This is a genomic window from Streptomyces boninensis (assembly GCF_048572725.1).
GTDB lineage: Bacteria > Actinomycetota > Actinomycetes > Streptomycetales > Streptomycetaceae > Streptomyces > Streptomyces boninensis.
Genome location: NZ_CP183837.1, coordinates 1972361 through 1995161 on the forward strand (window position 1 = coordinate 1972361; position 22801 = coordinate 1995161).

Here is a 22801-nt window from a genome sequence, read left to right on the forward strand (position 1 = left end):
GCCGCCGGGATGTGGCCGCAAGGGTGCCGCACAGGGCACCTGACCTGCGCGATCCACCTGAACGGGGGCATGGGGCAGGCCGCCCCACGCCCCCTGGCGCCTAGCTCCTGGCGCCTAGCGCCTAGCGCCCCCGCAGCGCCCGATACCGCGCGACCAGCGCCGAGGTCGACGCATCGAGCCCCGGCACCTCCGCCCCCTCCGTCAGCGCGGGCTCGACCCGCTTGGCGAGGACCTTGCCCAGCTCGACGCCCCACTGGTCGAAGGAGTCGATGTTCCAGATGGCACCCTGCACGAAGACCTTGTGCTCGTACAGCGCGACCAACTGCCCCAGCACCGAAGGCGTCAGCTCGGCGGCGAGGATGGTGGTGGTCGGGTGATTGCCGCGGAAGGTGCGGTGCGGCACCTGCTCCGCCGCCACCCCCTCGGCCTCGACCTCCTCGCGCGTCTTGCCGAAGGCCAGCGCCTGCCCCTGGGCGAAGAGATTCGCCATGAGGAGGTCGTGCTGGTCCTTGAGCACCCCCAGCTCCTCGATCGGCCGCGCAAAGCCGATGAGATCGGCGGGGATCATCTTCGTACCTTGGTGCAGCAGCTGGTAGTAAGCATGCTGCCCATTCGTGCCGGGCGTCCCCCAGACGACCGGCCCCGTCTGCCAGTGCACCGGATTCCCCTCCCGGTCCACGGACTTGCCGTTCGACTCCATGTCGAGCTGCTGCAGATACGCGGTGAATTTCGACATGTAGTGGCTGTACGGCAGCACCGCATGCGACTGCGCGTCGAAGAAGCCGCCGTACCAGACGCCGAGCAGCCCCAGCAGCATCGGCGCGTTCTCCTCCAGCGGCGCCGACTTGAAGTGCTCGTCGACCAGCCGGAATCCGGCGAGCATCTCGCGGAAGCGGTCCGGCCCGATGGCGATCATCAGGGAGAGACCGATGGCCGAGTCGTATGAATACCGCCCGCCGACCCAGTCCCAGAACTCGAACATGTTGGCCGTGTCGATACCGAACTCGGCGACCTTCTCGCCATTGGTCGACAGGGCGACAAAGTGCTTGGCGACGGCTTCGTCGCCGGCGCCGCCGAGCCCGTCGAGCACCCACTTCTTCGCCGCGGTGGCGTTCGTAATCGTCTCGATGGTGGTGAAGGTCTTGGAGGCGATGATGAAGAGGGTCGTCTCGGGGTCCAGGTCCCGTACGGCCTCGTGCAGGTCGGCGCCGTCGACATTCGATACGAAACGGAACGTCAGATCGCGTGCGGTGTACGGCCGCAGCGCCTCGTACGCCATCGCCGGGCCGAGGTCGGACCCGCCAATGCCGATATTGACGACCGCCTTGATGGACTTGCCGGTGTGCCCCTTCCACTCCCCCGACCTGACCCGGTCGCTGAAGGTGGCCATCTTCGTCAGCACCTGGTGCACGCCCTCGACGACATTCTCGCCGTCGACGTCGATCACCTCGGCGTGCGGCGCCCGCAGGGCGGTGTGCAGCACGGCGCGGTTCTCGGTGATATTGATCTTGTCGCCGCGGAACATCGCGTCCCGCAGCTCCGCGACGCCGGTCGCGGCGGCGAGCTCGCGCAGCAGCCGCAGCGTGTCGTCGGTGACGAGCTGCTTCGAGTAGTCCAGCGACAGGTCGCCGACCTGGACGGTATAGCGTTCCGCGCGCTCGGGATCGGCGGCGAAGAGCTCGCGCAGATGAGTCTCCCCGAACTCCTCGCGGTGCTTGGCGAGGGCCTGCCACTGCGGGGTCTGATCGAGCCTGGGGCGTGCATTCGTATCGGCCATGGGGCCAACCTAATTCATCCCGGTTCGTGCCGCCGGTACGAGGGTGAGCACGCAGGCGGCCAGGAGGGCGGCGGCGAGGATGGCGGGGGCGTTGAGCCCCCACAACTCGGCTACGACGCCGCCGAGGAGGGCGCCCGCCGGCGCCACTCCACCGGAGAGCGTACGGAACGCGGCGCTGACGCGGCCGGTCATCCCTTCGGGTGCGCGCTGCTGCATCGCCGTCACCTCGGTGACATTCCAGACCATGCCGAGGAAGCCGAAGACGGCGAGGGCGATGACGGCGGCGGCGAGCTCCCGTATCAGCCCGAGGCAGAGCAGGGCGAGGGCCTCGACGCAGACCCCGTAGATGAGGACTCGCACCTGCCCTAGCCGGGCCGTGATCCGCGCCGCGGCGAAGCCACCGGCGACGGAGCCGATGCCGTACGCGGTGATCACAGCCGCGTACGCCGCATTCCCCCCGCCCAGCCAGCCGGTCACATGCAGCACGAGCGTGGCGATGAGGGCGCCGACGCCGATGCTGGAGAGCCCATTGCTGAGACAGATGCTCCGCAGCACGTGGTCCCGCCACACGACGCGCAGCCCCTCGGCTATGTCGCGCCGGAGGGAGGCCCCGGACGGCTTCGGCTTCCGTACGGACTCGGGCACGGGGACGGTGGCGACCAGGGCGGCGGCGAGGAGGAAGGTGACGGCGTCGACGGCGTACGGGGCGGCGAGGCCGAGCCCGAGCAGGACGGGGACGATGGGGGCGCCTATGAACCGCATGGCGACTTCCTGGCCGGTCATCAGGCGGGCGTTCGCGGTGGCCAGCTGGTCGCGGCCGACGACGGCGGGAAGCAGGGCGGTGGCGGCATTGTCGAAGACGGTCTGGAGCGAGGTGAGCGCGAAGGCGACGACGGCGAGCAGCCAGATGGTCGCCCCGCCCTGCCACACGGCGACGGCGAACGCCGCCATCAGCAGCCCACGGAGGGCGTCGACACCCCACATGGCGCGGCGCTGATCGACCCGATCGGCGACGGCGCCGCCGAGGAGCCCGAAGACGAGCCAGGGGAGGAAGAAGGAGGCGGTCACGAGGGAGACGAGGAAGGGCGAGTCGGTGAGCTGGACGGCGAGGAGCGGCATGGCGGCCCCCCGGAGGGCGTCACCGGTGCGCGACAGGACGGCAGCCCCGAAGAGCCGCCCGAACCCGCCCCGCCAGGCGAGCGCGGCTGCGCGGGCAGCCCCTTCGTCGACCACGTCGGATGTCATGCGCGGACGCTATCGGCGAGCTATGACAGCCCACCTCGGGCAGATGCCTTATCCGGCCCCCTCAGATCACCCGCCGCAGCCCGTGCCAACGATTAGTGTTCGGCGGCATGCACGAGTTGGGAGGGGCAACCATGGCTGAGGATCCGATCGACCTGATCCGCCTGGAGGGCAATGGCAACAGCGTCATTCTCCGGATCACCGGGAAGGAGGAGCAGGAGCGTCCCACCGACGCCGATGTCCTGGCCGGAGAGTTCCTGGTCGATACGCCCTTCGTCCGGGGCACCCTCGAGACCTGGATCTTCCCCGACGACCTGCGGCAGTGGCAGCAGGCCCTGGACACCCTCGACGTGGGAGGGGACATCGCCTGGCGCGAGGGGCAGCGCGGTCCGTGGCTGTACATCGCACTCGACGAGGACGATGACCGGTGCCAGGTCACGATCAGAGACCACTCAATGTCCCTGACTACGGTGACGGTCACCGTCCCATTGGTCGATGCCTGGTTCGACGACGCCTACCGACGCCTTGAACTGGTCCGGGAGACCTTCCCATGACCGAGGACCGTCCCAGAGGCACAGACGCCCGCAGCCCCGGGCGCCCGCGCGCGAAATGCGCATGGCCCGGCGCAAAGGCCGGGCCAAGGTGCGAAAGGGGGCGGCGGGGGCGGGGGCCCCGGGCGGATTAGATCTCGCCGCGGAGCTTTGCCAGCGCCTCCGCGAGGATCGCTTCGCCGTCCTCGTCGCTGCGGCGCTCGCGCACATACGCCAGGTGCGTCTTGTACGGCTCCGTACGCGGCGGGTCCGGGGGGTGGTCCTGGTCCTGGCCCGCCGGGAATCCGCAACGGGGGCAGTCCCAGGTCTCCGGGACCTGCGCGTCGCTGGAGAAGCTGGGCCGGGTCTCGTGCCCATTCGAGCACCAGAAGGAGATGCGCAGGCGCGGAGCGGACTCGCCGCGCTCGGCCTCCCCCATCGGCCCCGCTCCGACCCGGCTGCCCCGGATCGCGTTGCCACTTGCCACGGTCGTACTCCCTGCTGACGGTGCTTCGCTGCTTCGAGAAGTCGCCTCAGTCTACGTACCGTTCGGCGCGACGCAGTATCGCTAGTCGAACTTCATCAGCAGACCGAGCACGACAATAATCGCGAACCAGATCAGACCGACAACGACCGTAATGCGGTCGAGGTTGCGCTCGGCGACCGAAGAGCCGCCGACCGAGGACTGCATGCCGCCGCCGAACATGTCGGAGAGGCCGCCACCCTTGCCCTTATGCATGAGCACCAGCAGCATCAGCAGCCCGCTGAAGACGATGAGGGCGATGGAAAACGCGGTGATCACGGACTGACCAACTCTCTGGACGGCGGACGGCTCGAATCAAAGTTTACGGGGGCCGTTCCGTAAACCGGCCCCCGACAGGGTACGACGTACCGGGCCCGCGGGCCTACTGCCTACTGGCCCCAGTACCCGAACAGGAACCCGACCTACTGGTCCCGGAAGCGGACGATCTTGACGAATTCGTCGGCGTCCAGCGCGGCCCCGCCGATCAGCGCCCCGTCCACATCCGGCTGCGCCATGATCGCGGCGACATTCCCGGACTTCACCGAGCCGCCGTACTGGATCCGCACCGCGTCAGCGAGGTCCTGGCTGTACAGCTCCGCCAGCCGGCCACGAATCGCCCCGCAGACCTCCTGCGCGTCCTCCGGCGTGGCGACCTCGCCGGTGCCGATCGCCCACACCGGCTCGTACGCGATGACGATCGTCTCGGCCTGCTCGGCCGGGATGTCCTTCAGGGCGCCGTCGACCTGGGCGAGGGTGTGGGAGACCTGCTCGCCCGCCTTGCGGACGTCCAGGCCCTCCCCCACGCACAGGATCGGGACGAGGCCGTGCTTGAAGGCGGCCTTCACCTTGGCGTTGCAGACGGCCTCGTCCTCGCCGTGGTACTGGCGGCGCTCGGAGTGGCCGATGACCACGTACGAGCACTTCAGCTTCGAGAGCATCGGGCCGGCGATCTCGCCGGTGTACGCGCCCGAGTCGTGCGCCGACACGTCCTGGGCGCCGTACTTGATCTTCAGCTTGTCGCCGTCGACCAGCGTCTGCACCGACCGCAGGTCGGTGAAGGGCGGCAGGACGACGACCTCTACGGCCTCGTAGTCCTTGTCGGCGAGGGCGAAGGCGAGCTTCTGGACGTGTGCGATGGCCTCAAGGTGGTTGAGGTTCATCTTCCAGTTGCCCGCCATGATGGGCGTACGAGAAGTCATGGTGGGGTCAGTCCTCCAGTGCGGCGAGGCCGGGGAGCGTCTTGCCCTCGAGGTATTCGAGGCTGGCGCCGCCGCCGGTCGAGATGTGGCCGAACTTCGTCTCGTCGAAGCCCAGGATGCGGACGGCTGCCGCGGAGTCACCGCCGCCGACGACCGTAAAGGCATCGGAGTCGATGAGCGCCTGCGCGACCGCGGCAGTGCCCTGAGCGTAGTCCGGGTGCTCGAAGACGCCCATGGGGCCGTTCCAGAAGACGGTGGCCGCATCGGCGATCTTCGAGGCGAAGAGCTTGCCGGACTCCGGGCCGATGTCCAGGCCCTCCAGGTCGGCCGGGATCGCGTCCGCGGCCACCGTGGTCGGGTTCGTCGGGGCCTGCGCCTTCAGGTCCGGGAATTCCGGGGCGGCTACGACGTCGACCGGGAGCACGAACTCCACGCCGCGCGCCTTCGCCCGGTCCAGGTAGTCCTTGACGGTCGGGATCTGGTCCTCCTGGAGCAGGCTCTTGCCGACCTCGTGGCCCTGGGCCTTGAGGAAGGTGTACGCCATGCCGCCGCCGATGAGGATGCGGTCGGCCTTCTCCAGCAGGTGGTCGATGACGCCGAGCTTGTCGGAGACCTTGGCGCCGCCGAGGACGACCGCGTACGGGCGCTTGACGTCCTCCGTCAGCTTCTTGAGGACCGTCACCTCGTTCTCGATGAGGTAGCCGACGGCGTGCGGGAGGCGGGCCGGCAGGTCGTACACCGAGGCGTGCTTACGGTGCACGGCGCCGAAGCCGTCCCCGACGTAGACGTCGGCCAGCTCGGCGAGCTGGTCGGCGAAGGCGCCGCGTTCGGCGTCGTCCTTGCTCGTCTCGCCGGGGTTGAACCGCAGGTTCTCGAGCAGCGTGACCTCGCCGTCGCCGAGGGAGGCGACGGTGGCCTTCGCGCTCTCGCCGACCGTGTCGGTGGCGAACGCCACCGGCCGGCCGAGGAGCTCGCCCAGCCGCTTGGCGACGGGGGCGAGGGAGAACTGCGGGTCGGGCGCGCCCTTCGGGCGGCCGAGGTGGGAGGCGACGATCACGCGGGCGCCGGCGTCGGCGAGCGCGGCGATCGTCGGGGTGACGGCGCGGGCGCGGCCGTCGTCGGTGATCTTGTCGCCGTCGAGCGGGACATTGAGGTCTGCGCGTACGAACACGCGCTTGCCCGCGACGCCGTCGCTGAGCAGATCCTGGATCGTTTTCATGAGCACTCCAGCTTCACAGAAGGAAGAGGCCCGCCGCCGGAGCGGCGGGCCTCATCACCGGCACTGGGATCGCGCAGCGATCAGAGCTGGTTGCCGACGAAGGTCGTCAGGTCCACCAGGCGGTTGGAGTAGCCCCACTCGTTGTCGTACCAGCCGACGATCTTGACCTGCTTGCCCTGGGCCATCGTCAGCAGCGAGTCGAAGGTGCAGGACGGCGGGGTGTTGACGATGTCGGAGGAGACGATCGGGTCCTCGGTGTACTCGAGGATGCCCTGCAGCTGGCCGTCCGCGGCCTTCTTGAAGGCGGCGTTGACCTCCTCCGCGGTGACCTCGCGGTCCAGCTCGATGACCAGGTCGGTCACGGAGCCGGTGGGGACCGGGACGCGCATCGCGATGCCGTCGAGCTTGCCCTTGAGCTGCGGGAGGACCAGGGCGGTGGCCTTCGCGGCACCGGTCGTGGTCGGGATGATGTTCTCCGCGGCGGCGCGGGCGCGGCGCAGGTCCTTGTGCGGGAAGTCCAGGATGCGCTGGTCGTTCGTGTACGCGTGGACGGTCGTCATCATGCCCTTGACGATGCCGAAGTTCTCGTCGAGGACCTTGGCCATCGGCGCCACACAGTTGGTGGTGCAGGAGGCGTTCGAGATGACGTGGTGGTTCGCCGGGTCGTACTGGTCCTGATTGACGCCCATCACGATGGTGATGTCCTCGTCCTTGGCCGGAGCCGAGATGAGGACCTTCTTGGCGCCGCCGGCGATGTGCTTCTCGGCGTCGGCCTTCTTGGTGAAGATGCCGGTCGACTCGATCACCACGTCGACACCCAGGTCGCCCCACGGGATCTGGGCCGGGTCGCGCTCGGACAGCACCTTGATGGTGTGGCCGTCGACGGTGATCGTGTCGGCGGTGTGGGTCACCTCGCCCTTGAACTTGCCGAGGATCGTGTCGTACTTCAGCAGGTGCGCGGTGGTCGCGGTGTCACCCAGGTCGTTGACGGCAACGACCTCGATGTCCGCACCCTGCTCCTTGAGCGCACGGAAGTAGTTGCGGCCGATGCGGCCGAAGCCGTTGATGCCTACGCGGATCGTCACGAACCGATCTCCTCGTTGGGTTCGCCGGGGCGTCGCGGCCCGGCGCGGATGTATATGGGATGTCCCCGACCAATCCCGACCCTACCGCTGATGGGCTGCCAACCTGGAATCGGGGGACGGGCTACCAGCGAGTAGCCGCCGGCGGGTGCGGCGCGGCCGGGCTCAGCCGCGCCTCGGTCGGGCCTCAGCCGACCATTTCCTCCGTCAGATTCGACTCCGTCCCAGGAATCCCCAGGTCAGAAGCCTTCTTGTCGGCCATGGCCAGCAGCCGGCGGATCCGGCCCGCGACCGCGTCCTTGGTCAGCGGCGGGTCGGCGAGGGCGCCGAGCTCCTCCAGGGAGGCCTGCTTGTGGTCCATGCGCAGCCGGCCGGCGGCCGCCAGGTGCTCCGGTACGTCCTCGGCGAGGATCTCCAGCGCCCGCTGCACCCGGGCGCCCGCGGCCACGGCGGCGCGGGCGGAGCGGCGCAGGTTGGCGTCGTCGAAGTTGGCGAGGCGGTTGGCGGTGGCCCGGACCTCGCGGCGCATCCGGCGCTCCTCCCAGGCCAGCACCGACTCGTGTGCGCCCAGACGGGTGAGGAGGGCGCCGATGGCGTCCCCGTCCCGTACGACGACACGGTCGACGCCGCGGACCTCGCGGGCCTTGGCGGGGATGCCGAGCCGGCGGGCGGCGCCGACCAGGGCGAGCGCGGCCTCCGGGCCCGGGCACGTGACCTCGAGCGACGACGAGCGGCCCGGTTCCGTAAGCGAGCCGTGGGCGAGGAAGGCGCCGCGCCAGGCGGCCTCGGCGTCGCAGGTGGCGCCGGAGACGACCTGCGGGGGCAGCCCGCGGATGGGGCGGCCGCGGCCGTCGACGAGGCCGGTCTGCCGGGCCAGCTGGTCGCCGCCCGCGACCACCCGGATCACGTACCGGCTGCCGCGGCGCAGGCCGCCCGGGGCCATCACGATGAGCTCCGAGCTGTGCCCGAAGATCTCCAGGATGTCCTTCTTCAGGCGGCGAGCGGCGAACGTCTGGTCCAGCTCGGCCTCGATCACGATCCGCCCGCTGACCAGGTGGAGGCCGCCGGCAAACCGGAGCGTCGAGGAGACCTCCGACTTCCGGCAGCACGTCCGGGTGACGGGGAGCCGGGAGATCTCATCCTTCACCGCTGCCGTCATCGCCATGGGCCGATCCTTCCATGCATCCGAAAAATCCGGTCGTACGCTGCGGCCAGCAGCTCCGGGTCATGCCTCGGGCTGCCGTCGGGGGCCGCGACCCCGGCCAGCTCGACCGAGGCGCCGAGTGCCTCGGCGGCCTTCTTCAGCCGCTCGCCGTCCGGCACTGCATCCTCGTCGGCCAGCACCACGTCGAAGGCGAGTTTAGGGGCGTGTCGCCGCAAAACATCCAAATGACGTTGCGGGGAAAATCCTTCCGTTTCTCCGGGCTGGGGGGCCAGGTTCAGCGAGAGGACCTTACGGGCCCGGGTCTCGGTGAGCGCGCCGAGCAGGTCCGGGACCAGCAGATGCGGGATCACGGACGAGAACCAGGAGCCCGGGCCGAGCACCACCCAGTCCGCCTCCATGACGGCCTCGATCACCTCCGGCACGGCCGGCGGGTCGTGCGGATCCAGGTGCACCTGCTGGACTTCGCCGTGGGTCAGGGCCACGTTCGCCTGGCCACGGACCGTACTGATCTCGTCGGGCTTCTCCTGGTCATGTCCACGCACAAGCGCCTGCAGCTCCAGCGGTACGGCCGACATCGGCAGCACCCGCCCCTGCGCGCCGAGCAGCTTGCCGACCAGGTCGAGCGCCTGGACGTGGTCGCCGAGCTGCTCCCACAGGGCGACGATCAGCAGATTGCCGACCGCGTGGTCGTGCAGGTCGCCCTTGGAGACGAAGCGGTGCTGGATGACCTCTGACCAGGTCTGGCCCCAGTCGTCGTCGCCGCACAGGGCGGCCAGGGCCTTGCGCAGGTCGCCGGGCGGCAGCACGCCGAGCTCGTCGCGCAGCCGGCCGCTGGAGCCGCCGTCGTCGGCGACCGTGACGACGGCGGTGAGGTCGCCGGTGATCCGGCGCAGCGCGGCGAGGGACGCGGACAGGCCCATGCCGCCGCCGAGGGCGACGACCTTGGGCTGCGCGCCCCAGCGGCCGGTCCCGCGGCGGCGGAGCCGCAGCGTCCGGCCGTTCGGGATCTTGGCGGAGATACGGGTCATGCGAGGGCCTTGAGTCACTCGCGGCCCATGTCGCGGTGCACGACGACGGTCTCGACGCCGTCGGAGGCCAGGCGGCGGGCCAGCTTCTCGGACATGGCGACGGAGCGGTGCTTGCCCCCGGTGCAGCCGACGGCGACGGTCACATAGCGCTTGCCCTCGCGGCGGTAGCCGGTGGCGATGAGGCGGAGCAGCTCGGCGTACCGGTCGAGGAACTCCTTGGCGCCGGGCTGGTTGAAGACGTACTGCGACACCTCGTCATTGAGCCCGGTGTACGGGCGCAGCTCCGGCACCCAGTGCGGGTTCGGCAGGAAGCGGCAGTCGACGACCAGGTCGGCGTCGACGGGAAGCCCGTACTTGTAGCCGAACGACATGACGGTCGCGCGCAGCTCCGGCTCGTCCTCGCCGGCGAACTGGGCGTCCATCTTGGCGCGCAGCTCGTGCACATTCAGGCTGGACGTGTCGATCACCAGGTCCGCGTCACCGCGCAGCTCCCGCAGCAGGTCCCGCTCGGCGGCGATGCCGTCGACGATGCGGCCGTCGCCCTGCAGTGGGTGCGGGCGGCGGACCGACTCGAAGCGGCGGACCAGGGCCTCGTCGGAGGCCTCCAGGAAGACGATTCTGCGGGTGACGGCCTTCGCCTTGAGGTCGGCGAGGGACTCCTTCAGATTGTCGAAGAAGCGCCGGCCGCGGACGTCCACCACCACCGCGATACGGGCCACATTGCCCTGCGAGCGGGCGCCGAGGTCCACCATCGTGGGGATCAGGGCAGGCGGCAGATTGTCCACCACGAACCAGCCGAGGTCCTCCAGGCACTTCGCCGCCGTGGAGCGGCCCGCCCCCGACATGCCGGAGATGATCACCAGCTCCGGGATGGCGGCCTCGGCTGCCTCGCCGGCCTCGATCGACGTGCCTGTACTCACCTGATCTTCACCCTTGCCTTGCTGGTCCTGCTCTTCGTGCTGCTCGCCCATGGTGCCCCCGATGTCCTTTTTGACTCAGTCTTCCTCAATGATCTCGCCGGTGGCGGTGTTGACCGCCGGTCCCGCGGGCGCGGCCTGCGCCAGCGCCACCGCGATCGTCTCCGCGGTCTTACGGCCGATGCCGGGCACCTCGCAGATCTGGTCAAGGGTCGCAGCCCGCAGCCGCTTCAGTGAACCGAAGTGCTTGAGCAGCGCCTTCTTACGGGCTTCGCCGAGGCCCTGCACCTCGTCGAGAGGCCCGGCGCGGAAGCTCTTGGCGCGCTTCTTGCGCTGGTACTGGATCGCGAAACGGTGCGCCTCGTCGCGCACCCGCTGGAGCATGTACAGCCCCTCGGAGGTGCGCGGCAGCACCACCGGATCGTCCTGCCCCGGCACCCAGACCTCCTCCAGGCGCTTGGCCAGGCCGCATACGGCGACGTCGTCGATGCCGAGCTCGTCGAGCGCCTTCTGCGCGGCGGCGACCTGCGGCTGCCCGCCGTCCACGACGACGAGCTGCGGCGGGTACGCGAACTTCTTGGGGCGGCCGGTCTCGGCGTCACGAGCGTCGGCGCCGTCCTCGTCCACCCACTCCCCCGAGCGCTGCGCGGCGGCCAGGTAGCGCTTGAAGCGGCGGGTCAGCACCTCGTGCATGGCCCGTACGTCGTCCTGGCCCTCGAAGGACTTGATCTCGAAGCGGCGGTATTCGCTCTTCCGGGCCAGCCCGTCCTCGAAGACGACCATGGACGCCACCACGTCGTCGCCCTGCAGATGCGAGATGTCGAAGCACTCGATGCGCAGCGGCGCCGAGTCCAGCTCCAGCGCCTCGGCGATCTCCTCCAGGGCGCGCGAGCGGGTGGTGAGGTCGGAGGCGCGCTTGGTCTTGTGCAGCACCAGGGCCTGCTGGGCGTTGCGCTGCACGGTCTCCATCAGGGCGCGCTTGTCGCCGCGCTGCGGGATGCGCAGGTCGACGCGGGCGCCGCGGCGCTCCTCGAGCCAGGCCCGTATCGGCGCGGCCGGCTCGGGGACGGCCGGGACCAGGACCTCCTTGGGGATGGCGTCGCCGGTCTCCTCGCCATAGAGCTGCTGCAGGGCGTGCTCGACGAGGCCCGCGGTGTCGACCGCCTCGACCTTGTCGGTGACCCAGCCGCGCTGGCCGCGCACCCGGCCGCCGCGCACGTGGAAGATCTGCACCGCCGCCTCCAGCTCGTCCTCGGCGACGGCGATGAGGTCGGCGTCGGTGGCGTCGGTGAGGACGACGGCGTTCTTCTCCAGGGCGCTCTTCAGCGCACCGATGTCATCGCGCAGCCGGGCGGCCTTCTCGTACTCCATCTCCTCGGCGGCGTCCTGCATCTGCCGCTCCAGGCGCTTGATGTACGTGCCCGTACGCCCGGCCATGAAGTCGCAGAATTCCTCGGCCAGTTCGCGGTGCTCTTCCTCCGTGACCCGGCCGACGCAGGGGGCGGAGCACTTGCCGATGTAGCCGAGCAGGCAGGGGCGGCCGATCTGCTGCGAGCGCTTGAAGACGCCCTTGGAGCAGGTCCGTACGGGAAAGGCGCGGAGCATCAGGTCGACGGTCTCGCGGATGGCCCAGGCATGGGCGTACGGGCCGAAATAGCGCACGCCCTTCCGCTTGGGGCCGCGCATGACCTGGACCCGCGGGAACTCCTCGTTCATCGTGACGGCCAGCGACGGATAGCTCTTGTCGTCGCGGTACTTGACGTTGAAACGGGGGTCGTACTCCTTGATCCAGGAATACTCCAGCTGCAGCGCCTCGACCTCCGTGGAGACCACGGTCCACTCGACGGAGGCGGCGGTGGTGACCATCGTGCGGGTCCGCTGGTGGAGATTGGTGATGTCCTGGAAGTAGGACGACAGGCGCTGGCGGAGGCTCTTGGCCTTGCCGACATAGATCACCCGGCGGTGCTCGTCCCGGAACCGGTACACCCCAGGCGAGTCGGGGATCTGCCCGGGCTTGGGACGGTAGGTGGAGGGATCGGCCATGCAGCCACCCTACTGGTCAGCGGGGACAACCCGGATGGGCCGGTGGGGCGCCCATCCGGCCTCAGCTTCCGGCCTGCGTCTCCCGCTCGATCATGCCTTCGCGATAGGCGACGGAGACCGCTTCCGTGCGGCTCGCGGCGCCCAGCTTGGCAAGGATGTTGGAGACGTGGACGCTCGCGGTCTTGCCGCTGATGTACAGCTCCTCGCCGATCTGCCGGTTGGTGCGGCCGCGGGCGAGCAGCTGCAGCACATCGCGCTCCCGGGCGGTGAGCACGGCCTCGCGCTCGGCGGCGGCCGCCTCGCCGGCGCCGCCGAGGCGGCCGCGGCGGATCAGCGCGTCGATGTCGGCGAGCAGCGGCGCGGCGCGCAGCGCGGCCGCGGTCGTACGGGCCGCGGACGCGGCCTCGGCCGCCTCGTCCCGCCGGTCCTCGGCGAGCAGCGCCTCGGCCAGCCGCCGCTCGCAGCGGGCCTCCTCGTATACGTCCCCGAGCCCGCCGAACGCCGCGACGGCCCGCTCCCACAGCGCGGCCGCCGGCGCCCCCTCGGCACGGGCCTGCTCGGCCTGTGCCCGTATCAGCCAGGCCTGCCCCTCCGGCCCCTGCGGCTCCTCGCTGAACACGCCGCGCTCCGCGGACCTCCGGGCCATCTCGGCCAGCTCGGCCGCCTTCCCGGTCCACCGGGCGGCCGCGGCCTCGTCACCCGTGAGCCGGGCCTCGGCGGCGGCATCGGCGACCGCGGCGAGGGCGAGAGCGCCCAGCCTGACATTGACGTCCGACGATTCGGTCTCGCCTTCCTCGGCGAGGCGGGCGGTGGCGTCGGGGTCCGCCTCCGCGGCGCCCTCCTCGGCCAGCGCGGCCACGCCGGCCCGGAGCCGGACCATGGTCTCCTCGGGGCCCTCGTGCCGCGCGGCGTGGTCGATCAGGACGACATGGCCGACCAGCGCGGCCATCCAGTCGAAGGGGCCATTGAGCAGCACCTGGGCCCGGTCGACGGCGTCTTCCGCGCCGCGGGCCGCCGCCACCCACAGCGCGGGGCCCGCGACGAAACCGCCGGCGGCGGGCAGCCGCTCGGTGTCCGCGTCGGCCGCCGCCAGGCAGTCGTCCCAGCGGCCCGTGGTGTAGAGCACGAGGAGGTGCAGATAGCGCATCTCCAGTGAGTACGGCGAGGAGATCAGGCCCAGGCTGCGGGCGCGCTCCCGGCCCTCATTGAGCCAGCGCAGGCACTGCTCGAGCTCGCCCGCCTCGTAACTGCCGATGGCGAGGTTGAACAGCGCCCGCAGCTCAATCGCGGCGTTTCCGGCGCTGCGGGCGAGGTCGCAGGCCCGCTGGATCTCGCGCCGGCCCTCGGGGGTGCGCCGGTTGGACTTCGTACGGAACTCGAGGGAGATGATCAGGTCGGCCTGGGCGTCGGCGACGCCGAGCTGCTCGGCCACCTCGAGGGCCTGCCGGCCGACGCGCTGGGCCGTCTCCAGATCGCCGACCTGGTTCGCCGCCATCACATGCGTGGCCGCCGCCCAGACCCAGGTGCGGTTCGGGGGGTCGGCGGGGATGAGGGCGAGCGCCTCCGAGCTATAGCGAAACGCGTCCTTGAGATGGTCCGTACGAATCAGATTGCCGGCCAGCGTATAGCGCACCCGCGCCGCCAACTCGGCGTCACTGTCGGACCCCAGCCGGGCCAGCGCATCCCGCGTCAGCCCCACCGCCCGATGCGCCTCCCCCGCCCGCGCCGCCGCACCGGAAGCGCGCAACGTCAGCGGCACCTCCCGCAGCCCCTCGGGCCGCAACGCGGGCTCCACGGACCGGAACAGGTCCAGCGCCGCCTCAACATGCCGCAGCTCCTCGGCCGGCGCCCCGACCGCCTGCGCATGATCGGCGGCCTCCAGAGACGCGGTCAGCGCGCCGGGCAGATCATGGCTGGCCTGCGCATGATGCGCCCGCTCGGCGGCATACTGCCCCGGCCGCCCCCGCCCCTCCAGCAGCTTCGCGAACACACCGTGCAGCCGCACCCGTTCACCCGGCAGCAGATCCTCGTAGACCGCCTCACGGATGAGCGCGTGCCGGAAGGTGTACGTATCACGCTCGCCGGAGACGAGCAGCTGATGCCCGATGGCCTCCCGCAGCGCAGGCTCCAACTCACTGTCGGGCAGATCGGCAGCCTCGCGCAGCAACTCATGACTCACCCTCCGCCCGGCAACGGCCGCCGTGCGCAGCACCTGCTGCGACGTGCCGGACAGCTGCTCCAGCCGGATCAGCAGCACATCAGCGAGCCCGCTGGGCAGCGCACCACCATCCGCCGCCGCGGCCAGCAGCTCCTCCGCATAGAACGCATTGCCCTCGGCCCGCTCCACGATGCTGCGCACCGTCTCCGCAGCGAGCGATCCACCCCGCCCCCCGTGCAGCTCCTTGACCAGCCGGCCCACCGCATCATCGGACAGCGGCGCCAGCTCCAGCCGCTCCACGCCCGGCAGCCGGACCAGCTCGGCGAGCAGCGGCCGCAGCGGATGGCGGCGGTGCAGGTCGTCGCTCCGGTACGTGGCGAAGATGGCCAGCCGATGGGTCTGCGCACCGCCCGCAGCAGGCCGCTGCAGCACCGCGCGGCTGAGCAGGAAACGAAGCAGGTCACGGGTGGACTGATCCGCCCAGTGCAGATCCTCGATCACCAGCAGCAGCGGCGCCACGGCGCCCAGATCGGCAAGCAGCGCGGCAAGATCCTCGAAGAACGACATCCGCTCGGCACCGCTGTCCGCGGGCCCCGCCCCCGGCCCCTGCCCGAGCAGCCGGTCCACGGCCGGATGCGAGGCGAGCGCCTCCGCGAAGCGCCCGTCGGCGCTCAGGGCACGCAGAATCTCCGTGAACGGCAGATACGGCAGCCCCACATCACCGAGATCGACACACTGCCCGGTGAAGACCGTCATCCCCTCGCCCGCGGCCCGGTCCGCCGCCTCACCGAGCAGCCGGCTCTTGCCGACCCCCGCATCCCCCGCGATCACCAGCGCCCTGGCCTCCCCGGCCCGGGCGCGCTCCAGCAGGCCGGTGAGCCGGGTGAGCTCTCCCTCCCGGCCGACCAGCGGGGCATCGAACGCTGTCAGCTGCGGCACGTGGCCATCTTTACACGCGCCACCGACATTGCGGCCGGGTTTAACCAGCGATGATCTTTCCGCCCTCGACCTTCACCGGGACCTCCTTCAGCGGCACCTGGGCGGGGCCATGCGTGGGCTTGCCACTTGCGGTGTCAAAGCGGCTGCCGTGACACGGGCAGACCAGTTCCTCGCCCTTGACGTTGGTGATCGTGCACCCCTGGTGCGTACACACGGCGGAGAAGCCCTTCAGGCCACCACCTGCCTCGCGTACGAGCACGACCTTCTGCTGCTTGAAGATCTTCGCGCCCTTCTCCGGGGCCGCGGACTCGGGGCCAAGATCCGTGGGGGTGGGATCGGCAGCCTTGCCGCTGCCCTCGCCCTGCACTTGCCCGGCCGACCCGTCCTCCTGCCCGCAGGCGCTCAGGGCGGCGGTGCCGGCCAGCGCGGCGGCGGTGCCGAGGACGGTGCGGCGGGCGGGGTTCGGCTGCTGGCTGCGGGACATGAGGGTGAGGCGCTCCTGTTTACGTGTGGGGGTGGTGCCACCGGCCCGTACGACGATACTGGGCGGGTGATCGTGGTAGGCGGAGAAGCATTCATTGACCTGGTCCCCGGCGGTGTCGCCCCAGACGGACAGCCCCTGCTGCGCCCCGCCCGCGGCGGCGGCCCGTACAACACGGCGGTGGCCCTCGGCCGGCTCGGCGCGTCCGTGGCGTACTGCTCACGCGTGTCCACGGACACCTTCGGCGAGTCGCTGGTCGCCGGGCTGCGCGAGGCGGGCGTCGACATCTCGCTGCTGCAGCGCGGCGACGAGCCGTCGACGCTGACCGTGCCGGGCCTGGCGGCGGACGGCTCGGCGTCGTACAGCTTCTACGTGCAGGGCACGGCCGACCGGCTCTTCGCGCTGCCTTCGGCGCTGCCCGCCGACACACAGGCGGTGTGTGTCGGGACATGTTCGATGGTGCTTGAGCCCGGGGCTAGTGCGTATGAGGCGATGCTGCGGCGGGAGGCCGCGCGGGGGGTGTTTACGCTGCTCGACCCGAATATTCGGGATGGGCTGATCCCGGATGCGGAGGCGTATCGGGAGCGGTTCCGGTCATGGCTGCCGGATGTGGCGATGCTGAAGCTGTCGGTCGACGATGCGGAGTGGCTGGCGCCTGGCCGGTCCGTGCTTGCTGCGGCTAAGGAGTGGCTGGCCTTCGGGCCTGAGGTGGTTGTTTTGACGCGCGGCGGCGATGGCCTGGCGGCCGTGACTCCTGGCGGAGTGCATGAGGTTGGCGGGGTGGCGGTGGAGGTTGTCGACACGATTGGCGCGGGTGACACGGTGAATGCGGCGCTGCTGCATGGGCTTGGCGAGCGGGGTGCGCTGTCGCGCGAGGGTGTGCGGGGGTTGGGGGCGGAGGGCTGGGACGAGTTGCTGCGCTTCGCAGCGCGGGCCGCGGCGGTGACGTGTTCGCGCCCGGGGGCGCGGCCGCCGTTCGCGTCGGAGTTGCGTTCGTAGCATCCTGTGGCTTCGCCACGGAGTCCTCAAGCGCCGGACCGGCTTGATCGTGGGTGGGCCGGTCCGAGTTCCACGACACCACCGAAAAAACGCGGTGGTCCACCACCGCCCGGTGCTGGGTTTTTTCGGCGGCGTCGCTCCACTCGGCCCTCCTCCCGTAGGGAGAGATCAACCCAGGCGAAGCCAGGGCAAAACCCAGGCCGAACTCCCCCTCCGGGAGGAGGGCCGAGTGGAGCGACGCCGCCGAAGAAAACCCCGGAACGTACTTGGCCGACCACAGAGGTTTTCTTCGGTAGTGTCGCGGAACTCGGCCCGGCCCACCCACCCCAAGCCCATCCGGCGCTTGAGGATTCCGAGCGAAGCTCGGATGCCGCGCCGCAGGCGCGAACTCACCGAACGGTGACCGCCTGCGACGCCACCTCCCCATTCACCGTCACCGCAAGACGCCCCTCACCAGCGCGGAGCCCGGTCAGCTCACCCGTAGCCGGCTCGTACGCCGCGATCGCCGTCGCCGGAGCCCGCGACGGCGCCCCGACGAACACATTCGGCGACCCCGACCAGTCCGCACTCACCGGCCAAGCCACCGGAACCTCACGGGTCGCAGACCCAATCTGCTGCGACACCGCCGCCGATGCCTCCGCCTTGGCCCCCACGCCAAGCGTTTCCGGCGCCGAGAGCGCCAAGCCATCCACATGCGGCCGCACTTGCGCCGTAATCCAGTCCGGCCCCCCGCGCCACGGACGCAACCGATGCAGCACCTGCTCCACCGGCGACACCCGATCCGCCCCGAGCAGCGACCACCCCGTGAAGCCGCCCTCGGCAGCCGGCGTAGCCGGATTCTTCCCGGAGTTGCCATTGATCAGGTACGGGACCCCATCGACGCGCGCCGCGTCGAACGTGCCGACGTGGGCGCCGATGAACGCCGCCCCCTTACCCGTCGAACGCTGGAAGTCCGTCAGCCACTTCTCCAGCAGATCCGCTTCCTTGCGATCCGTCAGCTGGCTCCCCTTCTGCGGCGTCGGATCGCGCGGCGGCACATGCTCCACCACCGTCACCGACGACACGGACGGGTCACTCTTCGCCGCATCGAGCTGCTTGCGCAGCTGCTGGATCTGGGCGTAACCACCGCCGCGGAGCGTAAGGGAAGACGTGTCCAGCGTGAGGAAGCGCGTGCCCTTGTGGTCGAAGACCTGCTGCGCGGGCCCGAATTCCTTCACGAAGTTGTCGATCTTGCCGCCCATCACCTCGTGATTCCCGGGCACGTACCGCCAGGGCACGGAGTCACCCAGCTCCTCCTTAAGGAGGTTATGCGCAAAGGTCAGATCCGCCGGTGAGCCCTCGTCCACGAGGTCGCCATTGATCAACAAGAACTCCGGCTTCGCCGCCTTGATCTCGCGCAACGTCCTGCGCGCTTGCTTCACGATGTCGCTGTCCGGCTCGCGGGCGACGAACTGCGCGTCGGACATCACCGCGAAGCGCCAGTCACGCGCGTCGGCCTGCGCCTGGGTGCCGACCAGCGGGTCCTTCACCGTGGGCGCGGGCGGTAGGTCCACGTCCGGAGGCGTCTGCGCCGTCAGCTCATCGATCGCGATCTCGCTCTTGTACTGGTGAGCAGGGACCGTCTCGGCAATGTAGAAGCGGACCACCTTCAGGGGGTACGAGATGCCCCTCGGGACCTCGAAGATGACCTGCTTCCAGCCCTCCCAGTCAATGTGCGGGCCGCGCAGCACCTGCGTCGTACCGCTGGCGTCCTTGAGGTGGAGGCTCGGCCAGGCACCCTTGCCGTCGCCCTTGATCCAGAGGCCGAAGGACTGCGGCTGGCCGGGAACCGAGATCTCCGCCGGCGGGTTGGCGTACGCGGCGCGCGTCGCCGTGGACTGGGTGAAGTCGTACGTCATCGTCAGGCCGGTACCCGTGTGGCCCTCGGGAAGCGGCGCCACGGCGCCGGTCGCGCGGGCCGCCGTGAACTTCCACTGCGCCGCGTCGTCGTACGTGGCCACCGGCTTCTCGTGCAGGCCCACGGTGACCGCAAGGAGCGTCGCCTTCCCAGCCACGGTGGCCTTCACCTGCCCGGACGCGAATTCATCCGCGGTCTTCGCGGTGACCTTGAAGCTGCCAGTAGCCGGATCCGGCTTGATATCGAAGAGCGACGCGTCGTACTCAAGCCGTACATCCGCCGGGTCAATCGGCGCGCTCGCGCCATGCGCGTCGTAGCCAAGCACACCGAACGTGTTGTCGGACTTGTTGTCCTTGAGCCCGACACGGTCGTTCGTAGGCCGGACCCGGTCCAGATCATCGAGGACGGTGAGCTGCGTGCTCCCGTCGGCGGCACCCTGGCGCGCGGTGACCTTGGCGCTGCCGCCGCGGCGGGCCTTGAAGACGCCGTCGCGGGTGACCGTACCGACGTCAGGCCGGCTCGAGTACCACACAGGACGGCTGGCCGCAGGGCCATAGCTCTCGTCGTACCCCGCAGCAGCGAGCTTCCGGGTCAGACCCGGAAAGACGCGGTCGGGATGAGCGGTCGGAACCTGGTCCGCGGTGGGGGCGGACTTCGCGTCGGCGGCCGGTGCGACCCAGAGGTCCTTGAGTTTGCCGCTGCCGTCGGGGGCGGTGACGGCGAGGCCGTTGGGAACGTCGCGTTCGAAGCCGTCCGACGGGGTGTTCTCCAACTGGGGGTCGTCGCTGCCCGGCTCGCGGGCGAGGAGGGTGGCGGAGCCGCCGCCGTCGAGGTTGAGGGCGTTGTAGGCGCCCAGCTTCTTCAGCATGAGCGCAAGCTCCGTGAGCGTGACGCCGCCCGTATCGCCGGAGCGGCCGTCTACGGACAGGACGTGCATGGTGCGGCCGTCCTTGGAGAAGCCGACCGCGGTGCGGGCGGCGGAGGCGTTGTTGGGCTTGCCTTCCCAGTTCTGCGCCTCGCCGTTGAGGACGAGGATGCCGCGGCCGCCGACCGCCGTGCGGGGTATCTCCGAGTTGTCGTCGGTGCGCGGGTGGTACTCCATCGAGACCGGGTCGCCTTCGCGGAGGGTGGCGAGGGCGTCGGCGCCGGCGTCGCGGCCTATGTAGACGGTGGTGTCCTCGGGTATCTCGCCGCTGCCGGGCTTGTCCGATATGGACGTCACCTTGCCGTCCTTGACGGCGACTTCGGTGGTCTTCGTAGCTCCGTCGGTGGTGAGGGTGCGGTCGGCGGCGCCCCATTGGGAGGTGTACGCGCCTATGCCGGCGGCGGGGACGTTGGCGGCGTTGAACGAGTCGAGCTTGCGGGCCCCGGAGGGGAGGGTGAGGGTGCCGTCGAAGTAGAGCTTGAGGATGCGGCCGGCGCTCTGCGGGCCGATGGCGACCGCGTCTTCGGCGCCGGCGGCCGGGGACTGGACGGGCTTGCCGTCGCGGAGGCCGTTGCCCAGGGGGGCGCCGGTTTCGTTGATGTCGAAGAAGTCGGCGTTGAGGGCGGCGACGGTACGGCGGCCGGGGCCCGGGTCGTGCTCTTTGGCGAGGGTGGCGACGGTTTTGCGGTCGGAGACCTTGCCGGCGAGGTAGTCGACCTTGGCGCTGCCGCCGAGGTCGACGGAGAGGGCGTTGGCGCGCAGCCACTTGTCCGACTCGAGGCGGTTGAAGGAGGTCAGCTCGACGCCGGGGGCGACCGGGCGGGTGCGGGAGCCGAGGTCCATGCCGTCGCCGTCGGCGATGGTGAACGTGGTGGGTGGTGGCGGGTCGGCGGCTTGTGCGGGTGCTGCCGTCAGCGCGGGTAGGCCGAAGATCAGCGCGGCCGCGGTGGCAAGTGCCGTAATTCTTCTGCGTCTTCCCGCCTCTGGCGACACAGCTTCTCCTCGGGACATGCGGGGCAACTTGGGCTGCCACAGCTTGCCAAGGGAAAGTGGTCTACACCAGAGGGCGGGAGCAAACTCCGGGGAAACTCCGGTTGGTTGGGGGTGGTCGGTCAGCCCCAGGTGAGCGGGTCGAGATGGAGGTAGAAGCGCAGGCGGTCGTGGTCGAGGGCGGTGCCGTAGCGCGTGGCGAAGGCCGTGTCCGCGGCCTGGGCCTGCTGCTCGTCCGGCCATGTCTCGCGGGCGTTGGTGAGCAGCAGGGCCAGGTCGGCGTAGCGGTCGGCCAGGCCGAGGCGGCCGAGGTCGATGAAGCCTGCGACGTCCAGGGTGTGCGGGTCGAGGATGATGTTGGGCAGGCAGAGATCCCCGTGGCAGACGACCAGGTCGGCGGCTTCCTGTGCCCGGCGGTGGGGGATTTGGGGGGTGAGGCGGTCCAGCAGCTCTGCGGGGGGTGTCTGCTGCTGGTCGACGGGGAGGAAGGCGGTGGTGACGGCGTCGCGGGCCACGACGTCGTGGGCCATGGTGATCATGGCGTCCAGGCCCCAGCGGAAGGGGCACTGGGACGCCGGCGCCTCGTGGAGTCGGCGAACGGCGTCCGCGATGTGTTCCCAGGCGGCCCGGAGGTCGTCCGGGGGCAGTTGATCGGCGGGAATGCCGGAGACGGCGCTCGTCACCAGGCAGGCGCCGGCGTCAGTGGACCGCCAGTCGAGCACTCGGGGGCCGGGGACGCCCTGATCGCTCAGCCAGGCGCTCCGGTCGCGCTCGGCCTTCAGGTCGGCTGCGCTCGCGGCGGGCACGCACTTGGCGTATCGAGTGGCGTCCGCGCTGCGGAAGACGCTCGCTCCCGACTCACCCGCGGGGACAGGCGACCAGCCTGCGTCGTCCATGCCGAGCAGCACCGGGGACATGGTCTTAGTGCTGGGGTGATCGCTCATGGCGGCCACTCTAGCCAGGCTCCAGAGAGGCCCTAGTCGCGTACGGCGTAGTCGCCGAGGGGCTGCTGCAGGAGGGCGAAGGCGCGCTTGGCGTCCGGGCCTACCTGGGTGGCGATGGCGTCGTTGTCCAGGCCGGCGATGTTGAGCCGCATGAGGTCCTGGAAGAGCAGGCGGTGTACGGCGGCCAGTTGGGCGGCCGCGACGCGCGGGATGATCGCGTCGGGCTCGTCGCCGGTCTCGGCGGCCAGGGTCACGCAGAGCTCGTACTCGCGGCGCTCGTGCAGCTCGCGTAGGCGGTTGATGAGGGTGGGGCTGGCGGCGATCATGCGGGCGAAGGGCGCGCCGGTGAAGCCGATGATCGGATCGCGCTGCTCGACGCCGGCCAGGAAGACGCGGCGGAGCGCGTCGAGGGCCGATTCGCCGGGGGCGCGGTCGGCGACGGTGCGGCCCAGGCCGAGGGCGAACTCGTCGGCGTGGTCGAGGGCCATGTCCTCCTTGCGCGCGAAGTAGTTGGTGACGGTCTTCTTGGCCACGCGGGCGGCGTCGGCGATGTCGGAGATCTTCGTCTCCTCGAAGCCGTGCTCGATGAAGAGCTCGGTCGCGCGGTCGGAGATGAGCTGCCGGGTCTCCTGCTTCTTCTGCTCGCGGAGGCCCGGGGTGGTGATTTCGGCGGGTTTGGTGGTGTCGGCCATGGCGTCTCTGCCCTTCGATCGGTAGCCCGGAGGAAAATTTACCACGATCCT

18 protein-coding genes are annotated in these 22801 nt (G+C 70.3%); 2 read left to right on the forward strand and 16 right to left on the reverse strand.

Going from position 1 to position 22801, the window contains the following annotated elements; translation table 11 throughout:
- Positions 1 to 121 precede the first annotated feature (121 nt).
- Together pgi and ACNNMR_RS08865 are read right to left on the reverse strand one after the other, a co-directional pair.
- Complete coding sequence (gene pgi / locus ACNNMR_RS08860) at positions 122 to 1777, reverse strand: glucose-6-phosphate isomerase (RefSeq protein WP_419993983.1); 1656 nt, start codon at positions 1775 to 1777, stop codon at positions 122 to 124.
- Positions 1778 to 1786: 9 nt separating this feature from the next.
- On the reverse strand, positions 1787 to 3022 hold the full coding sequence (locus tag ACNNMR_RS08865; RefSeq protein ID WP_419993984.1) for an MFS transporter: 1236 nt from the start codon (positions 3020 to 3022) through the stop codon (positions 1787 to 1789).
- A 131-nt stretch (positions 3023 to 3153) separates the two neighbouring features.
- On the opposite strand from ACNNMR_RS08865, the gene ACNNMR_RS08870 reads away from it, so the two are divergent.
- Complete coding sequence (locus ACNNMR_RS08870; protein ID WP_419993985.1) at positions 3154 to 3573, forward strand: DUF5959 family protein; 420 nt, start codon at positions 3154 to 3156, stop codon at positions 3571 to 3573.
- Between the two features lie 127 nt (positions 3574 to 3700).
- Here ACNNMR_RS08870 and ACNNMR_RS08875 read toward each other — a convergent pair whose 3' ends face one another.
- The 11 genes from ACNNMR_RS08875 to ACNNMR_RS08925 form a co-directional block, all read right to left on the reverse strand.
- Positions 3701 to 4036, reverse strand: coding sequence for an RNA polymerase-binding protein RbpA (locus ACNNMR_RS08875; protein ID WP_419993986.1), 336 nt, complete (start codon positions 4034 to 4036; stop codon positions 3701 to 3703).
- Between the two features lie 81 nt (positions 4037 to 4117).
- Positions 4118 to 4351 carry a preprotein translocase subunit SecG gene (gene secG, locus ACNNMR_RS08880; RefSeq protein WP_165242977.1) on the reverse strand — a complete coding sequence of 78 codons (234 nt, stop codon included), beginning with the start codon at positions 4349 to 4351 and terminating at the stop codon, positions 4118 to 4120.
- Between the two features lie 143 nt (positions 4352 to 4494).
- Positions 4495 to 5271 (reverse strand): triose-phosphate isomerase, encoded by a 777-nt coding sequence (gene tpiA, locus ACNNMR_RS08885; protein ID WP_419993987.1) that lies wholly within the window; start codon positions 5269 to 5271, stop codon positions 4495 to 4497.
- Between the two features lie 7 nt (positions 5272 to 5278).
- Positions 5279 to 6490: a phosphoglycerate kinase gene (locus ACNNMR_RS08890; RefSeq protein WP_419993988.1), complete on the reverse strand. Its 1212-nt coding sequence runs from the start codon at positions 6488 to 6490 to the stop codon at positions 5279 to 5281.
- Positions 6491 to 6570: 80 nt separating this feature from the next.
- A complete protein-coding gene (gene gap / locus ACNNMR_RS08895) occupies positions 6571 to 7575 on the reverse strand; it encodes a type I glyceraldehyde-3-phosphate dehydrogenase (RefSeq protein WP_165242971.1) in 1005 nt (334 codons plus the stop codon).
- A gap of 184 nt (positions 7576 to 7759) precedes the next feature.
- Complete coding sequence (whiA, locus tag ACNNMR_RS08900) at positions 7760 to 8737, reverse strand: DNA-binding protein WhiA (RefSeq protein WP_419993989.1); 978 nt, start codon at positions 8735 to 8737, stop codon at positions 7760 to 7762.
- Complete coding sequence (locus ACNNMR_RS08905) at positions 8728 to 9765, reverse strand: gluconeogenesis factor YvcK family protein (protein ID WP_419993990.1); 1038 nt, start codon at positions 9763 to 9765, stop codon at positions 8728 to 8730. Before ACNNMR_RS08905 ends, whiA begins: the two co-directional genes overlap by 10 nt.
- A 14-nt stretch (positions 9766 to 9779) precedes the next feature.
- The gene (rapZ, locus tag ACNNMR_RS08910) at positions 9780 to 10736 is read right to left on the reverse strand and encodes an RNase adapter RapZ (RefSeq protein WP_419993991.1); all 957 of its coding nucleotides are present in this window, start codon (positions 10734 to 10736) and stop codon (positions 9780 to 9782) included.
- A gap of 24 nt (positions 10737 to 10760) precedes the next feature.
- Positions 10761 to 12725 (reverse strand): excinuclease ABC subunit UvrC, encoded by a 1965-nt coding sequence (uvrC, locus tag ACNNMR_RS08915; protein ID WP_419993992.1) that lies wholly within the window; start codon positions 12723 to 12725, stop codon positions 10761 to 10763.
- A gap of 61 nt (positions 12726 to 12786) precedes the next feature.
- Positions 12787 to 15822 (reverse strand): helix-turn-helix transcriptional regulator, encoded by a 3036-nt coding sequence (locus ACNNMR_RS08920; protein ID WP_419993993.1) that lies wholly within the window; start codon positions 15820 to 15822, stop codon positions 12787 to 12789.
- 40 nt (positions 15823 to 15862) lie between these two features.
- A complete protein-coding gene (locus ACNNMR_RS08925; protein ID WP_419993994.1) occupies positions 15863 to 16306 on the reverse strand; it encodes a Rieske (2Fe-2S) protein in 444 nt (147 codons plus the stop codon).
- A 66-nt stretch (positions 16307 to 16372) separates the two neighbouring features.
- Here ACNNMR_RS08925 and ACNNMR_RS08930 point away from each other — a divergent pair, with 66 nt between their 5' ends.
- Positions 16373 to 17302, forward strand: a complete 930-nt coding sequence (locus ACNNMR_RS08930) for a carbohydrate kinase family protein (RefSeq protein ID WP_419993995.1) — start codon at positions 16373 to 16375, stop codon at positions 17300 to 17302.
- Positions 17303 to 17691: 389 nt separating this feature from the next.
- On the opposite strand, the gene ACNNMR_RS08935 is transcribed toward ACNNMR_RS08930, so the two are convergent.
- From ACNNMR_RS08935 to ACNNMR_RS08945, 3 genes are all read right to left on the reverse strand, one after another.
- A complete protein-coding gene (locus tag ACNNMR_RS08935) occupies positions 17692 to 21135 on the reverse strand; it encodes a phosphodiester glycosidase family protein (protein ID WP_419993996.1) in 3444 nt (1147 codons plus the stop codon).
- Between the two features lie 101 nt (positions 21136 to 21236).
- Positions 21237 to 22058 carry an APH(3'') family aminoglycoside O-phosphotransferase gene (locus tag ACNNMR_RS08940; RefSeq protein ID WP_419993997.1) on the reverse strand — a complete coding sequence of 274 codons (822 nt, stop codon included), beginning with the start codon at positions 22056 to 22058 and terminating at the stop codon, positions 21237 to 21239.
- Positions 22059 to 22090: 32 nt separating this feature from the next.
- The gene (locus ACNNMR_RS08945; protein ID WP_419993998.1) at positions 22091 to 22750 is read right to left on the reverse strand and encodes a TetR/AcrR family transcriptional regulator; all 660 of its coding nucleotides are present in this window, start codon (positions 22748 to 22750) and stop codon (positions 22091 to 22093) included.
- Positions 22751 to 22801: the final 51 nt, after the last annotated feature.